16 protein-coding genes are annotated in these 18,303 nt (G+C 73.7%); 10 read left to right on the top strand and 6 right to left on the bottom strand.

Annotated features, from left to right (window positions below):
- Positions 1-32: 32 nt before the first annotated feature.
- Positions 33-1,898: a 2-oxoglutarate dehydrogenase, E2 component, dihydrolipoamide succinyltransferase gene (sucB, locus tag SOY78_RS05765; RefSeq protein WP_036336936.1), complete on the top strand. Its 1,866-nt coding sequence runs from the start codon at positions 33-35 to the stop codon at positions 1,896-1,898.
- 18 nt (positions 1,899-1,916) lie between these two features.
- Entirely contained in the window at positions 1,917-2,261 is a 345-nt protein-coding gene (locus SOY78_RS05760; RefSeq protein ID WP_010078527.1) for a hypothetical protein, read from the top strand.
- 116 nt (positions 2,262-2,377) lie between these two features.
- Here SOY78_RS05760 and SOY78_RS05755 read toward each other — a convergent pair whose 3' ends face one another.
- Entirely contained in the window at positions 2,378-4,051 is a 1,674-nt protein-coding gene (locus tag SOY78_RS05755) for a serine/threonine-protein kinase (RefSeq protein WP_324701916.1), read from the bottom strand.
- A 108-nt stretch (positions 4,052-4,159) separates the two neighbouring features.
- On the opposite strand from SOY78_RS05755, the gene lipB reads away from it, so the two are divergent.
- From lipB to SOY78_RS05740, 3 genes are read left to right on the top strand one after another with little or no spacing between them, the layout of a single operon-like run.
- Positions 4,160-4,861 (top strand): lipoyl(octanoyl) transferase LipB, encoded by a 702-nt coding sequence (gene lipB / locus SOY78_RS05750; RefSeq protein ID WP_036383074.1) that lies wholly within the window; start codon positions 4,160-4,162, stop codon positions 4,859-4,861.
- A complete protein-coding gene (gene lipA, locus SOY78_RS05745) occupies positions 4,858-5,865 on the top strand; it encodes a lipoyl synthase (RefSeq protein ID WP_036383060.1) in 1,008 nt (335 codons plus the stop codon). The genes lipB and lipA overlap by 4 nt, the downstream gene beginning before the upstream one ends.
- Before the next feature lie 26 nt (positions 5,866-5,891).
- Complete coding sequence (locus SOY78_RS05740) at positions 5,892-6,704, top strand: DUF4191 domain-containing protein (RefSeq protein WP_036314203.1); 813 nt, start codon at positions 5,892-5,894, stop codon at positions 6,702-6,704.
- Between the two features lie 122 nt (positions 6,705-6,826).
- Here SOY78_RS05740 and SOY78_RS05735 read toward each other — a convergent pair whose 3' ends face one another.
- Complete coding sequence (locus tag SOY78_RS05735; RefSeq protein WP_049146950.1) at positions 6,827-7,327, bottom strand: RDD family protein; 501 nt, start codon at positions 7,325-7,327, stop codon at positions 6,827-6,829.
- 151 nt (positions 7,328-7,478) lie between these two features.
- Here SOY78_RS05735 and glnA (SOY78_RS05730) point away from each other — a divergent pair, with 151 nt between their 5' ends.
- Together glnA (SOY78_RS05730) and SOY78_RS05725 are read left to right on the top strand one after the other, a co-directional pair.
- Positions 7,479-8,903 (top strand): type I glutamate--ammonia ligase, encoded by a 1,425-nt coding sequence (glnA, locus tag SOY78_RS05730; protein WP_036314201.1) that lies wholly within the window; start codon positions 7,479-7,481, stop codon positions 8,901-8,903.
- A gap of 153 nt (positions 8,904-9,056) precedes the next feature.
- On the top strand, positions 9,057-10,061 hold the full coding sequence (locus SOY78_RS05725) for an LLM class flavin-dependent oxidoreductase (RefSeq protein ID WP_036314199.1): 1,005 nt from the start codon (positions 9,057-9,059) through the stop codon (positions 10,059-10,061).
- Positions 10,062-10,127: 66 nt separating this feature from the next.
- Here SOY78_RS05725 and SOY78_RS05720 read toward each other — a convergent pair whose 3' ends face one another.
- Together SOY78_RS05720 and glnA (SOY78_RS05715) are read right to left on the bottom strand one after the other, a co-directional pair.
- Positions 10,128-13,250, bottom strand: coding sequence for a bifunctional [glutamine synthetase] adenylyltransferase/[glutamine synthetase]-adenylyl-L-tyrosine phosphorylase (locus SOY78_RS05720; RefSeq protein WP_141844051.1), 3,123 nt, complete (start codon positions 13,248-13,250; stop codon positions 10,128-10,130).
- Positions 13,251-13,260: 10 nt separating this feature from the next.
- Positions 13,261-14,601 (bottom strand): type I glutamate--ammonia ligase, encoded by a 1,341-nt coding sequence (gene glnA, locus SOY78_RS05715; RefSeq protein ID WP_036383058.1) that lies wholly within the window; start codon positions 14,599-14,601, stop codon positions 13,261-13,263.
- 36 nt (positions 14,602-14,637) lie between these two features.
- Here glnA (SOY78_RS05715) and panB point away from each other — a divergent pair, with 36 nt between their 5' ends.
- Entirely contained in the window at positions 14,638-15,501 is an 864-nt protein-coding gene (gene panB, locus SOY78_RS05710; protein WP_036383056.1) for a 3-methyl-2-oxobutanoate hydroxymethyltransferase, read from the top strand.
- A gap of 67 nt (positions 15,502-15,568) precedes the next feature.
- Here the strand turns inward: panB and SOY78_RS05705 are convergent, their stop codons facing one another.
- Positions 15,569-15,781, bottom strand: a complete 213-nt coding sequence (locus SOY78_RS05705; RefSeq protein ID WP_036314191.1) for an SPOR domain-containing protein — start codon at positions 15,779-15,781, stop codon at positions 15,569-15,571.
- 36 nt (positions 15,782-15,817) lie between these two features.
- Between SOY78_RS05705 and map the strand changes: the two genes are divergently transcribed.
- Positions 15,818-16,762, top strand: coding sequence for a type I methionyl aminopeptidase (gene map / locus SOY78_RS05700; protein ID WP_324701915.1), 945 nt, complete (start codon positions 15,818-15,820; stop codon positions 16,760-16,762).
- A gap of 21 nt (positions 16,763-16,783) precedes the next feature.
- On the top strand, positions 16,784-17,608 hold the full coding sequence (gene ppgK / locus SOY78_RS05695; protein WP_036339941.1) for a polyphosphate--glucose phosphotransferase: 825 nt from the start codon (positions 16,784-16,786) through the stop codon (positions 17,606-17,608).
- Between the two features lie 158 nt (positions 17,609-17,766).
- Here the strand turns inward: ppgK and nrdR are convergent, their stop codons facing one another.
- Positions 17,767-18,261 (bottom strand): transcriptional regulator NrdR, encoded by a 495-nt coding sequence (gene nrdR / locus SOY78_RS05690; protein ID WP_002855838.1) that lies wholly within the window; start codon positions 18,259-18,261, stop codon positions 17,767-17,769.
- Positions 18,262-18,303: the final 42 nt, after the last annotated feature.

Below are 18,303 nucleotides of genomic sequence, written 5' to 3'. Positions count from 1 at the left end.
GGCGCCCACCCCTCATGAGGAGCATCGGAACCATGTCTGAAACCGTGAACCTGCCCGCCCTGGGCGAATCCGTCACCGAGGGCACCGTGACCCGCTGGCTCAAGGCCGTCGGCGACGAGGTCGCCGTCGACGAGCCCCTGGTGGAGGTCTCCACCGACAAGGTCGACACCGAGATCCCGTCCCCCGTGGCCGGCGTGCTCGAGGAGATCCTGGTCGAGGAGGACGACACGGTCGAGGTCGGCGCCCCGCTGGCCACGATCGGCGACGGCTCCGGCGGCGGCTCCGCCGACGCGTCGGAGGACGACGCCGCGGCCGAGGAGCCCGCCGTCGAGGAGGCGCAGCAGGACGACGCCCAGCAGGAGCCCGCAGGCGAGCCGGCTCCGGAGGAGCGCGCCTCCACCGACCAGGGCTCGGACGGGGCCCCGTCGGCCGGCGGCGAGGCCTCCGAGGTCACCCTGCCCGCGCTGGGCGAGTCCGTGACCGAGGGCACCGTGACCCGCTGGCTGAAGTCCGTCGGCGACGAGGTCGAGGTCGACGAGCCGCTGCTCGAGGTCTCCACCGACAAGGTCGACACCGAGATCCCCTCCCCCGTGGCGGGCACCCTCCTGGAGATCCGTGCGGAGGAGGACGACACCGTCGAGGTGGGCGCCGTCCTCGCACTCGTCGGCTCCGGCTCCGCCGGCGGCGGCTCCGCCCCGTCGGAGGGCTCCTCCGGTCAGGACGAGGCGTCCGCCGAGGAGATCGAGGACAAGGCGACCGAGGCCGAGGCCCCCGAGGAGACCGAGGAGGCCGCCGAGGCCGCCGGCGCCGAGAAGTCGGAGAAGACGCCGGAGGCGTCTCCGTCCGAGGAGGCCTCCCGGCGCGAGTCCGCCGAGCGCGACTCCGCGCAGGCCGAGTCCGCCGAGGCGCCCTCCGCCACCGAGCCCGGCCAGGGCTACGTGACCCCGCTGGTGCGCCGCCTGGCCCACCAGAACAACGTGGACCTGTCCACGGTTCGCGGCACGGGCGTCGGCGGCCGCATCCGCAAGCAGGACGTGCTCGCCGCCGCGCTGGCCTCGCAGGCCGCCGCGGGCGGGTCCGAGGCTCCGGCCGAGCAGGCCTCCGAGGCTGCCGCCCCGTCGTCCGCCCCGGCCGCTGCGTCCGCCCCGGCCGCGAGCTCCTCCGTGGACCCCTCGGTCCGCGGCGAGGTGGAGAAGGCGCCGCGCATCCGCCAGGTCATCGCCCAGCGCATGCGCGAGTCCCTCGACCTGTCCGCCCAGCTGACCCAGGTGCACGAGGTGGACGTCACCCGCATCGTGCAGCTGCGCAAGAAGGCCAAGGCCTCCTTCCAGCAGCAGGCCGGCGTGAACCTGACGTACCTGCCGTTCATCACCAAGGCGGTCGCCGAGGCCCTCAAGCAGCACCCCAAGCTGAACGCGTCGTTCTCCGAGGACAACAAGGAGATCACATACCACGCGTCCGAGGACATCGCGATCGCCGTGGACACGGAGAAGGGGCTGCTGGTGCCCGTCATCAAGGACGCCGGCTCCCTGAACCTGACGGGCCTCGCCCAGAAGATCGCCGACGTGGCCGAGCGCACCCGCACGAACAAGATTTCGCCGGACGAGCTCTCGGGCGGCACGTTCTCGATCACGAACATCGGCTCCGTGGGCGCGCTGTTCGACACGCCGATCATCAACCAGCCGCAGGTCGCGATCCTGGGCACCGGTGCGATCGTGAAGCGCCCCATGGTGGTGACCGACGCGGACGGCAACGACTCGATCGCCATCCGCCACATGATGTACCTGTCCCTGACCTACGACCACCGCCTGGTGGACGGGGCCGACGCGGGCCGCTTCCTGACGACGCTGCGTCAGCGTCTCGAGGGCGGCGAGTTCGCCAACGAGCTGGGTCTCTGACGGAAAGGGAGAAGGACTGTGGATATCCTGCACAGCATCCTGGTGGCCGTGCACATCGTGTCCGCCGCAGCGATCGTGGGCGGTTGGTTCGCGCACTTCCGCAACCCGACCGTCACCACCTCGCAGTGGTGGGGCTCCGTGGGCATGATCGTCTCCGGCGTGGTGCTTTTCGGCCTCGCCATGAGCGGGGAGCCGAACCACATGAAGCTGGGCGTCAAGTTCCTGATCGGCGTCATCGTCTTCGTGGCCGCCCTGATCGGCCGCCGCAAGTCCAACCGCGGGGAGGTCGTGCCCACGGGCCTGGCCCACGCGGTGGGCGGTCTGGGCCTGGTGAACATCCTGGTCGCCGTCCTCTGGCAGTGATCAGCCCAGGCGGCTGACGCCGCACCACGCCGCGGGCCCCGGGGAGCTTCTCCCCGGGGCCCGCGGCGTCCCCCCGTCGGGACCGCCGGCCTCCGGCGCTGGATCCGGGCCCGGGGTCAGCGCGGATCGACGGTCTCGACCCGCCACGTCCGACCCGCCGCGCCGCCGTCCCGCCCCTCGGGGCCCTCTCCGTGGCCGCTGCGCAGGACCAGCACGACCTCCTCGGCCGTCGCCTCCCGATGCGCCGCCACGCGTCCCGCGCGGTCCAGCACGGTGTGGGCCGACGTCCGGAGCACGGCGTCGACACGCAGCGCGTCGTCCCCGGCCCGCCGGGCGGGACCGGCCTGCTCCACCGTCACCTCGAGGCCGGAGAAGGCGAACCCCTCGTCCGTCAGCCGGCGCAGCAGATCCCGGTCGTTCTCCCACGCCGGTCCCCCAGGCACGGCGTAGGCGTCCAGTCGCGCGGGCTCCGGGTCGGTGAGCGCGGCCGTCCGTGCGTGGCCGACCGCGGCCAGCGTTTCGCCCACGTCGACGGCGTCCTCCCCGGCGGCGTCCTCCCCGGGGGCACCCGTGTCCGGCACCCTCGCCGGCGCCCCGCTCTCCCGCGTCCCGTCCGCCGGGCCCGCCGCGTCCACCGCGGTGCCGGCCGGCACCGCGCCCGCCGGCTCCGGCGCCCCCTCCGCTGCCGAGCCCGGAGCCGCCGGCCACCACAGCCCGGCGGTGCCACCGCCCACGGCCAGCGCGGTGGCCAGCCCTGCGGCCAGGAGGACGCCCCGGCGTGGCGCCGCCCCACGTCGGCGCGCGAGCGCGCGCCGTCTCGGAGCCGCGCGTCGTCCCCGGCGTCGCCGCGTGGGCCCGGAGCCCGGCAGCACCGTGGGCAGCAGGTGCGCCACCTCGGCGGGGGCGGCCTCTCCCAGCGGGACCGGCTCGGGCCGGGCCGTCGCGTATACGGCTGCGGCGGCCTCCTCCGCGCTCGGCCGCGCCGCCGGGTCCGGGGAGAGCGCCGCATCGAGCAGCAGCGCGAGCTCGGGGGACGCTTCGGGGACCAGGACGGGCAGCGGCGCCCGATGCCCGGCGGCGCCCGGCGCCCGACCGGTGAGCGCGTACCAGCCCAGGGCGGCCCACGCATGGACGTCACTCGGCGCCCCCACCGCCGGAGACGCCCCCGGTTCCGCCCCGGCCCCCTCCACCGCGGCGAGCGCCTCGGGGGCCGCGAAGCCCGGCGTCGCCCCGGCCCCCGACGCCCCGCCGACCACCCGGGCGACGCCGAGGTCGGCGAGGGCCGGGCTGCCGTCGACGCCGAACAGGACGTTCGCCGGGGACACGTCGCCGTGCACCACCCCCTCGCGGTGCAGGCACGCGAGAGCCTGGGCGATCGGGACGAGCACGGTGACGGCCTGCCCCGGGCTCAGGGGTCCGACCCGCTGCACCATGTCCTGCAGCGTGCCGGCCGCGCGGTGCTCGGTGAGGACCCCGAGGCCCCGGTCCGTCTCCACCACGCCGAGCACGCGCAGCAGATGGGGATGCGCGACCCGTCCGGCCTGCGCCTCCGCCGCCAGCGCATCCGGCGCCGCGCCGGCACGGGGCACCTTCAGGGCGGCCCGGACGCCCCGACCGTCCTCGACGAGCCAGACCTCCGCCTGGGCGCCCGCGCCGAGCAGCCGGACGGGTTCCCAGCCCGGGGCGCGCGGCGCAGCCGTGCCCGGCTCCGACAACCTCTCCGGTTCGGTCTCCGGCCCGCCGCCGACGCGTCCGGCCGCGCCGCCGTCCGCCTCGTCCCAGTCCCGCATCGGTCTCCCCTCTCCGCCGCGCCGTCCGTTCCAGCCCAGGGTGCCGCATGTCCCCGAGCGTCACGGCGGTTGTCCACAGGTCCGGGCCCGAGGACTACAGTGGACGTCATGCCCGAGACACCCCTGCCGCCCCTGCGCGTGCTCGGCCTGGCGCCCGACCTGGTGGACTACCACGCCGCCTGGGACGCCCAGCGCGCCCTGCACGCGGACGTCGTCGCCGGCCGCTCCGACGGCGAATTCCTCCTCCTGGAGCACGAAGCCGTCTACACGGCCGGTCGTCGCACCGAGGACGCCGAGCGCCCCACGGACGGCGCCCCCGTCGTGGACGTGGACCGCGGCGGCAAGATCACATGGCACGGGCCGGGCCAGCTGGTCGGCTACCCCGTGGTCCGGCTGCGCGACCGTGCCCACGTCAAGGACTACGTCTGGTTCCTCGAGGAGCTGCTGATCCGCACCGCCGCCGAGTTCGGCGTCACGGCCGTCCGCGTGGACGGGCGGGCAGGCATCTGGGTCCTCGCGGACCGGGACGACGACGGCACGGCCCGCCCGGACCGCAAAGTCGGCGCCATCGGCCTGTCCATCCACGACGGCGTCTCCATGCACGGCTTCGCGCTGAACTGCTCCAACTCCCTGGCCCCCTACGAGGGGATCATCGCGTGCGGCATCACGGACGCCGCCACCACCACCCTGTCGGTCGAGACGGGCCGGACCATCACGCCGGCCGACGTCGTCCCGGTGCTCACCCGTCATCTGGACGAGCTCGGGCCGGCCTTCATCGCCGTCACCCCCACGGAAGGAATCCCCGCATGAGCCTCGCCCCCGAAGGACGCCGCCTGCTGCGCGTGGAGGCGCGCAACGCCGAGGTGCCCGTCGAGCGCAAGCCCGAGTGGATCAAGGCCAAGGTCCACATGGGCCCCGAGTACATCGGCCTGAAGAACAAGGTCAAGTCCGCCGGCCTGCACACCGTGTGCGAGGAGGCCGGCTGCCCCAACATCTTCGAGTGCTGGGAGGACCGCGAGGCCACGTTCCTCATCGGCGGCGACATCTGCACCCGCCGGTGTGACTTCTGCGACATCACCTCCGGCAAGCCGCGTCCCCTGGACATGGAGGAGCCGCAGAAGGTCGCCGAGAACATCCGCGAGATGGACCTGCGGTACGCCACCGTCACGGGCGTGGCCCGTGACGACCAGAAGGACGGCGCGGCGTGGCTCTACGCGGAGACCATCCGCCGCATCCACGCGCTCAACCCGGGGACCGGCGTCGAGATCCTGCCGCCGGACTTCGGCGCGGTGCCGGAGCTCGTCCAGCAGGTGTTCGACGCGCGGCCCGAGGTGTTCGCGCACAACCTGGAGACGGTGCCGCGCATCTTCAAGCGCATCCGCCCGGCCTTCACGTACGAGAAGTCCCTCAGGGTGCTCACGATGGCCAAGGCCGACGGGCTCGTCACCAAGTCCAACCTCATCCTGGGCATGGGCGAGGAGGACCACGAGATCGACCAGGCCCTGGTGGACCTGCACGAGGCCGGCTGCGACATCATCACCATCACGCAGTACGTGCGGCCCTCGAAGCTGCACCACCCCATCGACCGCTGGGTGAAGCCGCAGGAGTTCGTCCAGTGGTCCCAGCGCGCCGAGGAGATCGGTTTCCAGGGCGTCATGGCGGGCCCGCTGGTGCGCTCGTCGTACCGCGCGGGCAAGCTCTACGCGCAGGCCATGCAGCGCCTCGGCCGGACCCTGCCGGAGAACCTGGCGCACCTGGCCGGGGAGAAGACCGCCCGCCAGGAGGCCTCCGCCGTCGTCGCCCAGATGTCCTGAGCCGCCCGACTAGACTGGACCCCGCCATGACGAAGAACAGCCAGCCCCCCGCGTCCTCCTCCGGCTCCACCTCCGCCACGCTCAAGGAGGTCAAGGCCATGCAGCGCGAGCGTCGCCTCCGCGAGAAGGAGCAGGCGAAGGCCCAGCGCCGGGACAAGCGCGCCACGAAGGGCCCGGGCGTGATCTCCCAGCTCAAGCAGGCCTACGCCATGACCAAGGCGCACGACCCCAAGGTCGGACTGTGGATGCTGCTGGCCTTCCTGGGCGCCCTGGTCGTCGGCCTCGTCATCGGCCTCCTGCTGGACAACTGGATCACGTGGCTGCTCATCGCGATCCCGTTCGGTGTGCTCGCCGCCGTCGTCATCCTGAACCGGAAGGCGCGCCGCGCCGGGTTCGCCCAGCTCGAGGGCCGCCCCGGCGCCGCCGGCGCCGCGCTCTCCACGCTGGGCCGCGGCTGGATCGTGTCCGAGCAGCCGGCCGCCGTGAACCCGAAGACCCAGGACCTCGTCTACCGCGCCGTGGGCCGGCCGGGCGTCGTGCTGGTGACGGAGGGCCCCTCCCCCCGCGTCGCCGCGCTGGTGGTCAAGGAGGAGAAGGCCATGCGCCGCTTCCTGCCCGGCGTGCCCGTCACCGTGGTGGAGTCCGGCAACGGCCAGGGCCAGGTCCCGCTGCACGAGCTGCCCGGCACGCTCAAGGGCATGAAGAAGGCCCTCACGGCGCAGGAGGTCCAGGCCGTGGACAAGCGTCTGACCGCGCTCAACACCAACCGGCTGCCCATCCCCAAGGGCGTCGACCCGAACAAGGTGCGCCCGAGCCGGCGCGCCATGCGCGGCCGCTGAGCGCCGACGCACCCGCGCGAAAGGGGGGCGCCCCGCCGAGGATTCGGCGGGGCGCCCCCCTTTCGTCGTGTCCGGCCTCGCGTCGAGTCGGATCCGGCGTCGTCCGGCGCGGGCCGGTGCGCTCACATGCGGATCTCGACGGTGCCGGCGACCTTGTCGTGCATGCCGCGGCCGTCCGGGCCGACGACAACGGCCGGCAGCACGAGGCACAGCAGCGCCGTGCGCACCACCACGCGGTGCACGGGGGCGGTCCGGCCGCCGAGGCGCACCACCTGGGTGCGGCACACGGCCTTGCCCACGGTGGTGGCCAGCAGGGTGATGCCCAGGATGTGCATGGTGGCGAAGACCATCAGGGTGGCGATCGCGTCGGAGTCGAAGAGCAGCCAGGACACGCCCAGGGCCAGGAACCAGTCGATCACGAGGGCGACGGCGCGGCGGGCCGCAGTGGCCATCGAGGTCGGGCCGTGCTCGGGCAGGCCCAGCAGGTCCCCCGGCCAGCGGCCGCCGGCCAGGCCGCCGCCCGGACCGTCCACCCAGCCGGCGAGGTCGCGCCGGGTGATCAGCGGCTCGTCGCGGCGGGTCGGTTCGGGCTCTTGCGCGGGGTCGGGTGCTCTGCGTGCCACCGGCCCAGCCTACCGGCGCGGAACCGCGAGGCTCGCCGTGGGGCGTCACCGACGCCCACGGAGGCCGCCGGGCAAGTAGGGTGATGACACCCGCCACGCCAGCGCCGCCGTGCCGGACATGCCACCATCGTCACAACCACAGGAGCGCACCATGTTCACCTCCCCCGCGGACGTCCTCGCGTACATCAAGGATGAGGGGATCGAGTTCGTCGACGTCCGCTTCACCGACCTCCCCGGCATGCAGCACCACTTCAACGTGCCCGCCTCGAGCGTCGACGAGGACTTCTTCGTCACGGGCCAGCTCTTCGACGGCTCCTCGATCCGGGGCTTCGCGGGCATCGCCGAGTCCGACATGCAGCTCATCCCGGACGTCGCGACGGCCTTCGTGGACCCCTTCCGGGTCCGCAAGACCCTCACGATGAACTTCTCCATCGTGAACCCCCGCACCGGCGAGCCCTACCTGCGCGACCCGCGCGGCGTGGCCCAGCGCGCGGAGGCCTACCTGAGCTCCTCCGGCATCGCCGACACGGCGTTCTTCGCCCCCGAGGCCGAGTTCTTCATCTTCGAGGACGTCCGCTACGAGTCCTCCCCCCGCGGCTCGTTCTACGCCGTGGACTCGGACGAGGCCTGGTGGAACGCCTCCCGCGAGGACGAGGGCGGCAACCTGAGCCACAAGACCGGCCTCAAGGGCGGCTACTTCCCCGTCTCCCCCACGGACAAGCAGGCCGACCTGCGCGACGAGATCTGCTCGGTCCTGGCCGAGGTCGGCCTCGAGGTAGAGCGCTCCCACCACGAGGTGGGCGCCGCGGGCCAGGCGGAGATCAACTACCGCTTCAACACGCTGACCCACTCGGCGGACGACCTGCAGAAGTTCAAGTACGTCGTCAAGAACGTCGCCAACATGTTCGGCAAGTCCGCGACCTTCATGCCCAAGCCCGTCTTCGGCGACAACGGCTCCGGCATGCACTGCCACCAGTCCCTTTGGAACGGCGGCGAGCCGCTGTTCTTCGACGAGAAGGGCTACGCGAACCTCTCGGACACCGCCCGCTGGTACATCGGCGGCCTGCTGAAGCACGCCTCCGCGGTCCTGGCCTTCACCAACCCCACGGTGAACTCCTACCGCCGCCTGGTGCCGGGCTTCGAGGCCCCCGTGAACATGGTTTACTCGCAGGGCAACCGCTCGGCGGGCATCCGCATCCCGATCACCGGCTCCAACCCGAAGGCCAAGCGCATCGAGTTCCGCGCCCCGGACGCCTCGGGCAACCCGTACCTCGCGTTCGCCGCGCAGCTGATGGCCGGCCTGGACGGCATCCGCAACCGCATCGAGCCGGCCGAGCCGATCGACAAGGACCTCTACGAGCTGCCGGCCGAGGAGGCCGCCGACATCCAGAAGGCACCCGCCACCCTGGACGAGGCCCTGAACGCCCTCGAGGAGGACCACGAGTTCCTCCTGGCCGGCGACGTGTTCACCGAGGAGCTGATCGAGACCTGGATCGCGTACAAGCGCGAGATGGAGATTGCCCCGCTGGCCCTGCGCCCGAACCCCTACGAGTTCGAGCTGTACTACTCGGTCTGATCCGCCCGCCGCGGCCCCGACGACGGCCGTTCGTCTCCCACGCCGGAGGCGGGCGGCCGTCGTCGTGCCCGGCCGCGGAATAGTCCGGGGCCGGTGGGCGCTGGATCTGTGGAGACCTCCGCCCGGCCGGGCGGCCCGCAGACCAGGAGCACCATGACCGAGCACACCGCCCCCACCCCCCTGCCGCTGTCCCTGCTGGACCTCGCCCTCGTCCGCGACGGCGCCCCGATGGGCGAAGCCTTCGCCGAATCCGTGGAGCAGGCCCGCGTCGCCGAGGCCGCCGGCTTCCGGCGCGTCTGGTACGCGGAGCACCACAACATGCCCTCCATCGCCTCCTCCGCCACGGCCGTACTCATCGCGCACGTGGCCGCGCACACCGACTCGATCCGCCTCGGCTCCGGCGGCGTCATGCTGCCCAACCACTCGCCGCTGGTGATCGCCGAGCAGTTCGGCACCCTGGCCGAGCTGCACCCCGGCCGCATCGACCTGGGCCTGGGTCGCGCCCCCGGCACCGACCAGCGGACGCTGCAGGCGCTGCGCCGGGATCCGTCGGCGGCCGAGCGCTTCCCGCAGGACGTGCTCGAGCTGCAGGGCTACCTCACCGGCCAGAGCCTGATCCCCGGCATCGACGCCTACCCCGGCAAGGGCACCAACGTCCCGCTGTACATCCTCGGCTCCTCGGCGTTCGGCGCCCAGCTGGCCGCGCAGCTCGGCCTGGGCTACGCGTTCGCGAGCCACTTCGCACCGCAGATGCTCGAGCATGCGGCGCGCCTGTACCGGGAGCACTTCGAGCCCTCCGAGGCCCTCGCGGAGCCGCACTTCATCGCGGCGGCCAACGTGATCGCCGCGGACACCGAGGAGGTGGCCGAGCGGGAGTGGCAGGCCGCGCAGCGGGCGCGCATCCGGATGATGCTCGGCCGGGGCCGCACCCTCACCGACGACGAGGTCGAGATGCTGCTGCACTCCCCCGCCGGTCAGCAGGTGCTCGGGATGCTCGAGTGCACGGCCGTGGGCACCGGCCCGACGACGGCGGCGTGGCTGCACGACTTCGCGGCGCGGGTCCAGGCGGACGAGCTGATCATCACGACGGCGGCCCAGGACGCCGGCGTGCGGCGACGCACCCTGGAGCTGCTCGGGGAGCACGTCGTGCGCGCCTGAGCCGGCGCTCGCGACACCGGAGCACGGCCGGCCCGCCACCCCGTCGAGGTGGCGGGCCGGCGTTGTTCAGAGCCCGTAGAACCGGGTCTCGAACACCTGACGGGCCAGGCGGGTCACCCGCAGGTAGCGCTCCTCGAGCTCCCCGCCGGTCGTGCCCACCCCGCTGAGGCGGGCCACGGCCTCGAGGTCGCGCATGTTCGTGGGCAGCACGTCCGAGACCTTGCCCGTCCACAGCAGCAGGGCGGCGCGGATCCGGGTGGCCAACAGCCACGCCTCCTCCAGCACGGCGACCTCGGACTCGGGCAGCAGGTCGTGCCGGGCGATCGCCCGCAGCGCCGGCAGCGTGCCGGTCACGCGCAGGTCCTCGATCTGACCGGCGTGCTTGAGCTGCATTGACTGCACGAGCCACTCGACGTCCGAGAGCCCCCCGCGCCCGAGCTTGACATGGCGCGCCGGATCCGCCCCGCGGGGCAGCCGCTCGGCCTCCACGCGGGCCTTGATCCGGCGGATCTCCCGGGCATCGGCGGCCGAGAGGTCCTGCGCGTAGCGGACGCCGTCGGCCCAGCGGCGGAAGTCGGTGGCCAGGTCGTCGTCGCCGGCCAGGGGGCGGGCGCGCAGCAGCGCCTGCCGCTCCCACACCTCGGCCCAGCGACCGTAGTACTCCCGGTACGAGTCCAGGGTGCGCACCAGGGGCCCCTGGCGTCCCTCGGGGCGCAGGTCGGCGTCCACCTCGAGCCGCCGCTCCCCGGGCAGCGGCGGCGCGACGGGCTTCTGCAGGAGGGCCATGAGCGTGCGGACAACCTCCTCGGCCTGCTCGCGCGCCCGCCCCTCGTCGACGCCGGGGCGTGGCCGGTGCACGAACAGGGCGTCGAGGTCCGAGCCGTAGGTGATCTCCCGGCCGCCCTGGCGGCCCATGGCCACCACGAGCACGTCGGTGAGCGGGTCGGCGTCCCCGACGACGGCGCGCGAGGCCACGCGCAGGGCGCCGACGACGGTGATCTGGTCGATGTCCGACAGGGCCCCGGTGACGGCCTCGAGGTCCAGCAGCCCCGAGATGTCCGCCAGGGCCACGCGCAGGGTCTCGCTGCGCCGCACCTGCCGCACATGGCGCACGGCCGCGGGGGCCTCCTCCGCGGCCACGCGGCGGTCGAGCCGCGCGTCGACCTGGCGCCACAGCTGGATCGCGCCCCGGGGGTCGAGCTCCCGGTCGTCGCCCACCCAGGCCACGGCCTCGGGCGAGTGCTCGAGCAGGTCCCCCACGAACCGGGAGCCGGACAGGACCAGGCACAGCCGTCGGGCGGCGTCCGAGGAGTCGCGGAGCATCCGCAGATACCAGGCCGTGCCGCCCAGCGACTCGGAGAGCCGGCGGAAGGCGAGCAGGCCGCCGTCGGGGTCGGCGCCCCGCGCGAACCAGCCGAGCATGGCCGGCAGCAGTTGCCGCTGGACCGCGGCCCGGCGCGAGACGCCCTGCGTGAGGGCCTCGATGTGCCGCAGGGCGCCCTGCGGGTCGCGGTAGCCCAGCGCCGCCAGGCGGTCGCGGACGGCCTCCGCGGACAGCCGCACGTCCTCGGCGGACAGGGCGGCCGTCGTCGACAGCAGCGGCCGGTAGAACACGGTCTCGTGGAGACCGCGCACGGCGCGGCGCACGCGCGTGAACTCGGCCTGGAGGTCCTCGCCGGTGGCGGGGCCCCGGTCCGCGGCGCCGCGCATCGACCGGGCGACGATGCGGCGGGCCTCCTCCTTGACCGGCATCAGGTGGGTGCGCCGCAGGTGCACGAGCTGGATGCGGTGCTCGAGGGTGCGCAGCCACCGGTAGTGCTCGTCGAACGCCCGCGCGTCTCGCGTGGTGACGTAGGAGGCGGCGTGCAGCGCCCGCACCGCGTCGAGCGTGCCGCGCACCCGCAGCGACTCGTCCGCACGGCCGTGCACGAGCTGGAGCAGCTGGGCCGTGAACTCGACGTCGCGCAGACCGCCGGGCCCGAGCTTGATCTCCCGCTCGCGCTCCGCGGGGGCGAGGGTGTCCAGGACCCGGGCGCGCATGGCCCGGACGGACTCGACGAACCCGTCGCGCGAGGAGGACTCCCACACCCGGGGCCAGATCTCCGCGATGTAGCGCTCGCCGAGCTGTGGCGAGCCCGCGATGGGACGGGCCTTGAGCAGGGCCTGGAACTCCCAGCCGTGGGCCCAGCGGCGGTAGTACTCGGCGTGGGACTCCACGGTGCGGCTCAGGGCGCCGTCCTTGCCCTCGGGACGCAGGTTGGCGTCCACTTCCCACAGCCCCGGCTCGGGGGCCGCACCCTGGATCACGCGGCCGATGCCCGCGGCCAGCTCGGCCGCGAGCGCGGCGGCGCGCGGCCCGTCCGGGACCTGGGCGTCGGGGTCCGCGCCGTCCACGGCCTCGCGGACGGCGTGGGCGAACACGACGTCCACGTCCGAGACGTAGTTGAGCTCGCCGGCGCCGCACTTGCCCATGCCGATCACGGCGAGGTCCAGGCGGTCCACCACGGGGCCCTCCCGCTCGGTGAGGACGGCCCGTGAGACGGCGAGCGCCGCGTCCACGGCGGCGCCGGCCAGGTCCGCGAGCCAGCGGCCCACCGAGGGCATGGCCGCCGTGGGCTCGGCGGAGTCGAGGTCACGCAGGGCGATCGCGGCCAGCTGGCGGCGGTAGGCGCGGCGCAGGGCGACGGCGGCGTCCTTGCCGGTGACGGCCGCGAGGGGGCGGTCGGCGTCCGGGTCGGCGCCCACCGAGTCCAGGAGCAGGCGGCGCAGGGCGGCGGACGCATCACCCCAGGGCTCGCCGGCGGTCGGGTCGGGCTGGGCGAGGGCGGGCGCGGTGGCGGCGGCCGCGTCCGGGTCGAGGACGAGGTCCAGGTGCTCGGGACGGCGGATGAGGAACTCGCCGAGGGCCTCGGAGGCGCCGAGCAGCCGCAGCAGGCGGGCCGTCGTCCCGGGGTCCCGGAGGGCGTGGTGGACGCGGGGCTCGCGCTCGGCCAGGCGCACCCACAGCAGCAGGGCCCGGTCGGGATCGGCGGCGTGGCCGAGGAGCTCGACGAGGGGACGCACGTCCACGCCCTCGAACTCGGGCGAGGTGAGCAGCGTCTGCACGCGGCCGGCGTCGGCGACGCCGGCGTGCGCGAGGGTGCGGCGGTCCGGGGCGTCGGCGGTCGCCGCGTCGGGCAGGGCGGACACGGCCGGCGCCTCAGAGGCCGGAGAGGTAGCGCCGCAGCTCGTACGGCGTGACCTCCACCCGGTAGTCGTCCCATTCCTGGCGCTTGTTGCGCAGCAGGGCGTCGAAGACGTGCTCGCCCAGCACGGATGCCACGAACTCGGACTCCTCGGCGGCGCGCAGGGCGTCGTGCAGGGTGCCGGGCAGGGGGACGTGGCCGAGCACGCGCCGCTCGTGGGTGGTCAGCGCGCTGACGTCCTCGGCGGCGGACTCGGGCAGCTCGTAGCCCTCCTCGATGCCCTTGAGCCCGGCCGCGATCAGCAGGGCGTAGGCCAGGTACGGGTTGGCCGAGGCGTCGATGCCGCGGTACTCGATGCGGGCCGAGCCGGCCTTGTCCGGCTTGTACAGGGGCACGCGCACGAGCGCGGAACGGTTGTTGTGGCCCCAGGAGACGTACGAGGGCGCCTCGCCGCCGCCCCACAGGCGCTTGTAGGAGTTCACGAACTGGTGGGTCACCGCGGTGATCTCCACGGAGTGGCGCAGCAGGCCCGCGATGAACCGGCGGCCCGTGACGGAGAGCCGGAACTCGTCCGCCGGGTCGTAGAACGCGTTCGCGTCACCCTCGAAGAGGGAGAAGTGGGTGTGCATGCCCGAGCCGGGGTGCTCGGAGAACGGCTTGGGCATGAACGTGGCGTACGTGCCCTGGGCGGCGGCGACCTCCTTGACGACGGTCCGGAACGTCATCACGTTGTCCGCCGTCGTGAGCGCGTCCGCCGCGCGCAGGTCGATCTCGTTCTGGCCGGGGCCGTTCTCGTGGTGGCTGAACTCGACGGAGATGCCCATCCCCTCGAGGAGGCTGACGGCGTCGCGGCGGAAGTCGGCCGCGTCGGAGCCGGGCACGTTGTCGAAGTAGCCCGCGCGGTCCACGGGCACCGGCTCCCCGTCCGGGCCGGGCTGGTCCGACTGGAGGAGGTAGAACTCGATCTCCGGGTGGGTGAAGCACGTGAAGCCCCGGTCTGCGGCCCGGTCCAGCACGCGGCGCAGCACGTGCCGCGGGTCGGCGGGGGCGGGTCGGCCGTCCGGGGTGAGCACGTCGCAGAACATCCGGGAGCTCTGTCCCTGGTCGCCGCGCCACGGCAGGATCTGGAAGGTCGAGGGGTCGGGCTGCAGCAGCATGTCCGACTCCGAGATGCGGGTGTATCCGTCGATCGAGGAGCCGTCGAAGCCCAGGCCCTCCGTGAAGGCGTTCTCCACCTCGGCCGGAGACAGGGCCACCGACTTCAGCGTACCGATCACGTCCGTGAACCAGAGCCTGACGAACCTGACGTCCCGGTCCTCGATGGTGCGGAGCACGTAGTCCTGCTGTCGATCCATGCCGCCACTCTAGACGCGCCGCGTAGACTCCGGCCCATGTCTGCTCCCCAGTCCCCCCGGCAGCCTGACGACACCGCCCCCTACGGGCCGCCCGCCCCGTCCCGGTACCGGACGGTCCACCTGCAGCGGGCCAAGGACGAGGGCCGGCGCTTCGCGATGCTCACCACCTACGACGCGATGACGGCGGCCCTGTTCGACGAGGCCGGCGTCGAGGTGCTGCTCGTGGGCGACTCGGTGGGCAACACCGTGCTGGGCCATCCCACCACCCTGCCGGTCACCCTGGACCAGATGATCCTGTTCACCCAGGCCGTGGTGCGCGGTGCCGAGCGTGCCCTCGTGGTCGCGGACCTGCCCTTCGGCTCGTACGAGGCCTCCCCGCGGCAGGCCGTCGAGTCGGCCGTGCGCCTCGTGAAGGAGTCCGGCGCGCACGCCGTCAAGGTGGAGGGCGACGAGCGCTTCGCCGAGCACGTGGCCGCGATGACGGCAGCCGGCGTCGCGGTCATGGCCCACATCGGCTTCACCCCGCAGTCCGAGCACGTGCTCGGCGGCTACCGGGTGCAGGGCCGCGGCGCGGGGGCGGCCGAGCGGATGACGGCGTCGGCCCGGGCCCTCGAGGCCGCGGGGGCGTTCGCCGTCCTGATGGAGATGGTCCCCTCGGACGTCGCCGCCGCCGTCGACGCCGCGCTGCGGGTGCCCACCGTGGGCATCGGCGCGGGCCCGGGCACCACGGGCCAGGTGCTCGTGTGGCAGGACATGCTCGGCCTGCGCGAGGGACGGGTGCCCCGGTTCGTCCGTCAGTACGCCCGCCTGCACGAGGTCGTGGGCGACGCGGTCCGGGCCTATCGCGCGGACGTGCTCGACGGCGCGTTCCCGGCCCCGGAGCACGGCTTCGAGGGCTGAACCCGCCCCGTGAGACGACCGGGCCCCCGTCCGAGGGACGGGGGCCCGGCGTCGTCCGGCGCCGCGGTCAGGAGGCGTCGTCGACGGGACGGCTGTCCCAGTCGTCGTCGCGCTCGTCCCAGGCGTCGGCGGTCTCGTTGTTCGCCCGCACGCGGTCCATCGCGGCCTGGGCCTCCTCACGGGTGCCGAACGGGCCCAGCAGCTGGGACCAGTCCGACTGGGCGCCCACCTCCACCTGATGCGTGTTGACGTTGTACCAGAACTCGCTCGTCTCGGTCATGGGGGCCACAGTAGCCGGGCCGATAGGCTGGAGGACATGTCCCAGCGTCAGAACCCCGTCGCCCCGTCCAGCCACAACGGTCCCCGCCCTGCGGGCCCCACCGCGCCGGAGCCCGGGTCGCTCGCCCCCGTCGGCACGCTGACGCCCGGGGCCCCGTCCCCCGCCCCGCCCGTGCCGGCCGCGATCCCGCGCCCCGAGTACGTCGGCAAGGCCACCCCGGACGAGGGCAAGGCCTCGGACGTCTACGACGCCGCCGGCGTCGAGCGGATCCGCGCCGCCGGCCGCCTGGCCGCGCAGGCCATGGAGCACACCGCCGCCCACATCCGCCCGGGCGTCACCACGGACGAGCTGGACCGGATCGCGCACGCCTTCCTCGTGGAGCGCGGCGCCTACCCGTCCTGCCTGGGCTACCGCGGCTTCCCGCGGTCCATCTGCACCTCGATCAACGAGGTCATCTGCCACGGCATCCCGGACGGCACCGTCCTGGAGGACGGGGACATCGTCAACCTGGACATCACCGCGTACCTGGACGGCGTCCACGGGGACCACAACCGCACCTACCTGGTCGGCGACGTGGACGAGGAGTCCCGGCTGCTCGTCGAGCGCACCGAGGAGGCCCTGCGCCGCGGCATCCGCGCCGTGAAGCCCGGCCGTCAGGTCAACGTGATCGGCCGCGCCATCGAGTCCTACGCCAAGCGCTTCGGCTACGGCGTGGTGCGCGACTTCATCGGCCACGGCGTGGGCGTGGACTTCCACTCCGGCCTCGTGATCCCCCACTACGACGCGGCCCCGGCCCACGACCGCCTGCTCGTGCCCGGCATGGTGTTCACCATCGAGCCGATGCTCACCCTCGGCACGATCGACTGGGACCAGTGGGACGACGGCTGGACCGTGGTGACCCGCGACCGCCGTCGCACCGCGCAGTTCGAGCACACGATCGTGGTCACGGACGACGGCGCGGAGATTCTCACGCTGCCGTGACCCGGCACTAAGCTGGGGGCCGTGACGACGCACACCAGCACCGCCCAGCGCTCCTCCAAATACCCCACGACGATCGGCATCGACGTCGGGGGGACCGGCATGAAGGGCGGCCTGGTCCGCCTCGGGTCGGGGCCGAAGGCGGGCACCCTGCGCGGGGACCGCTTCCGCATCCCCACGCCGCAGCCGGCCATGCCCGAGCCCGTGGCGGCGACCCTGGCGGCCATCACCGCCGAGCTCGACGGGCGCGAGAAGGCGCCGAAGCCCTCCGCCCCGCTGGGTGTGTGCTTCCCCTCGATCGTCAAGGACGGGGTGTGCCTGTCCGCGAACAACATCGACCACTCGTGGATCGGCACGGACCTGCGCGGCAGGTTCGAGGAGCACCTGCGCCGCCCCGTGACCGTGGTCAACGACGCCGACGCGGCCGGCCTCGCGGAGGCCCGCTACGGGGCCGGGCGGGGCGTGCGCGGCCTGGTGCACGTGATCACCCTCGGCACCGGCATCGGCGGCGCGATGATCCACGACGGCGTGCTCGTCCCGAACTTCGAGGTCGGCTCCCTGGAGCTCGACGGCGTGATGGCCGAGTCGCGGGCCTCCGCGAAGGCCCGGGAGCGCGATCAGCTCAGCTGGGCCGAGTACGCCGAGCGACTGCAGCGCTTCTTCTCCCACGTGGAGCGGATCTTCTCGCCGGACCTGTTCATCGTCGGCGGCGGCATCTCCAAGCGGCCGGACGACTACCTGCCGCTGCTGCGCCTGCGCACCCCGATCGTCCCGGCCCAGCTGCAGAACAACGCGGGCATCGTGGGCGCCGCCCTGGCCGCGCACGGCTCGCTCGCCGACGGCAACTGAGGGCGCAGACACCGAGGGCGGTTCCGGCTTCCCCTCCGGAACCGCCCTCGGCAGTCTTGCCGGGCCGACCGAGGTCGGCCCGGGGATCACTGTAGCGTCTGGAGGCCGTGCGCACCACTGCACCGTCGATCCCGGCGGCGCCGTCGCATCGGCCCGGGTCAGCGGGTGAACAGCCGCGGCTGCACGGCGGGACGGCCGCGGTCGTCCCCGTCACCGGCCCGGAGCTCCGCGATGGCCTCCTCGAAGTCGTCGAGGGACTCGAAGTCCCGGTAGACGGAGGCGAAGCGCAGGAAGGCCACCTGGTCGAGACGGCGCAGCGGATCGAGGATGGCCAGGCCGACGTCGTGGGCGTCCACCTCGGCGTTGCCCGTGGCACGGACCGTCTCCTCGACCTCCTGGGCGAGCATGGCCAGGTCGTCGCTCGTCACCGGCCGCCCCTGGCACGCCTTCCGGACGCCGTTGATCACCTTGGAGCGGTCGAACGGCTCCGCCACCCCGGAGCGCTTGACGACGGTCAGGGCGGTGGTCTCCATGGTGGTGAACCGCTTCCCGCAGGCCTGACACTGCCGACGCCGACGGATGGCGGAGCCGTCGTCGAGGGAGCGTGAGTCGACCACGCGCGAGTCCTCATGGCGGCAGAACGGGCAGTGCATCAGCTCTCTCCTCCTGGGCGGGGCACTCCCATGCTACGTCCG

Source organism: Micrococcus sp. HOU01, from assembly GCF_035609305.1.
In the GTDB taxonomy this organism is placed as follows: domain Bacteria; phylum Actinomycetota; class Actinomycetes; order Actinomycetales; family Micrococcaceae; genus Micrococcus; species Micrococcus luteus.
The sequence above is the reverse complement of the archived record's forward strand: the minus strand, read 5'-3'. Positions and strand labels throughout refer to the sequence as shown.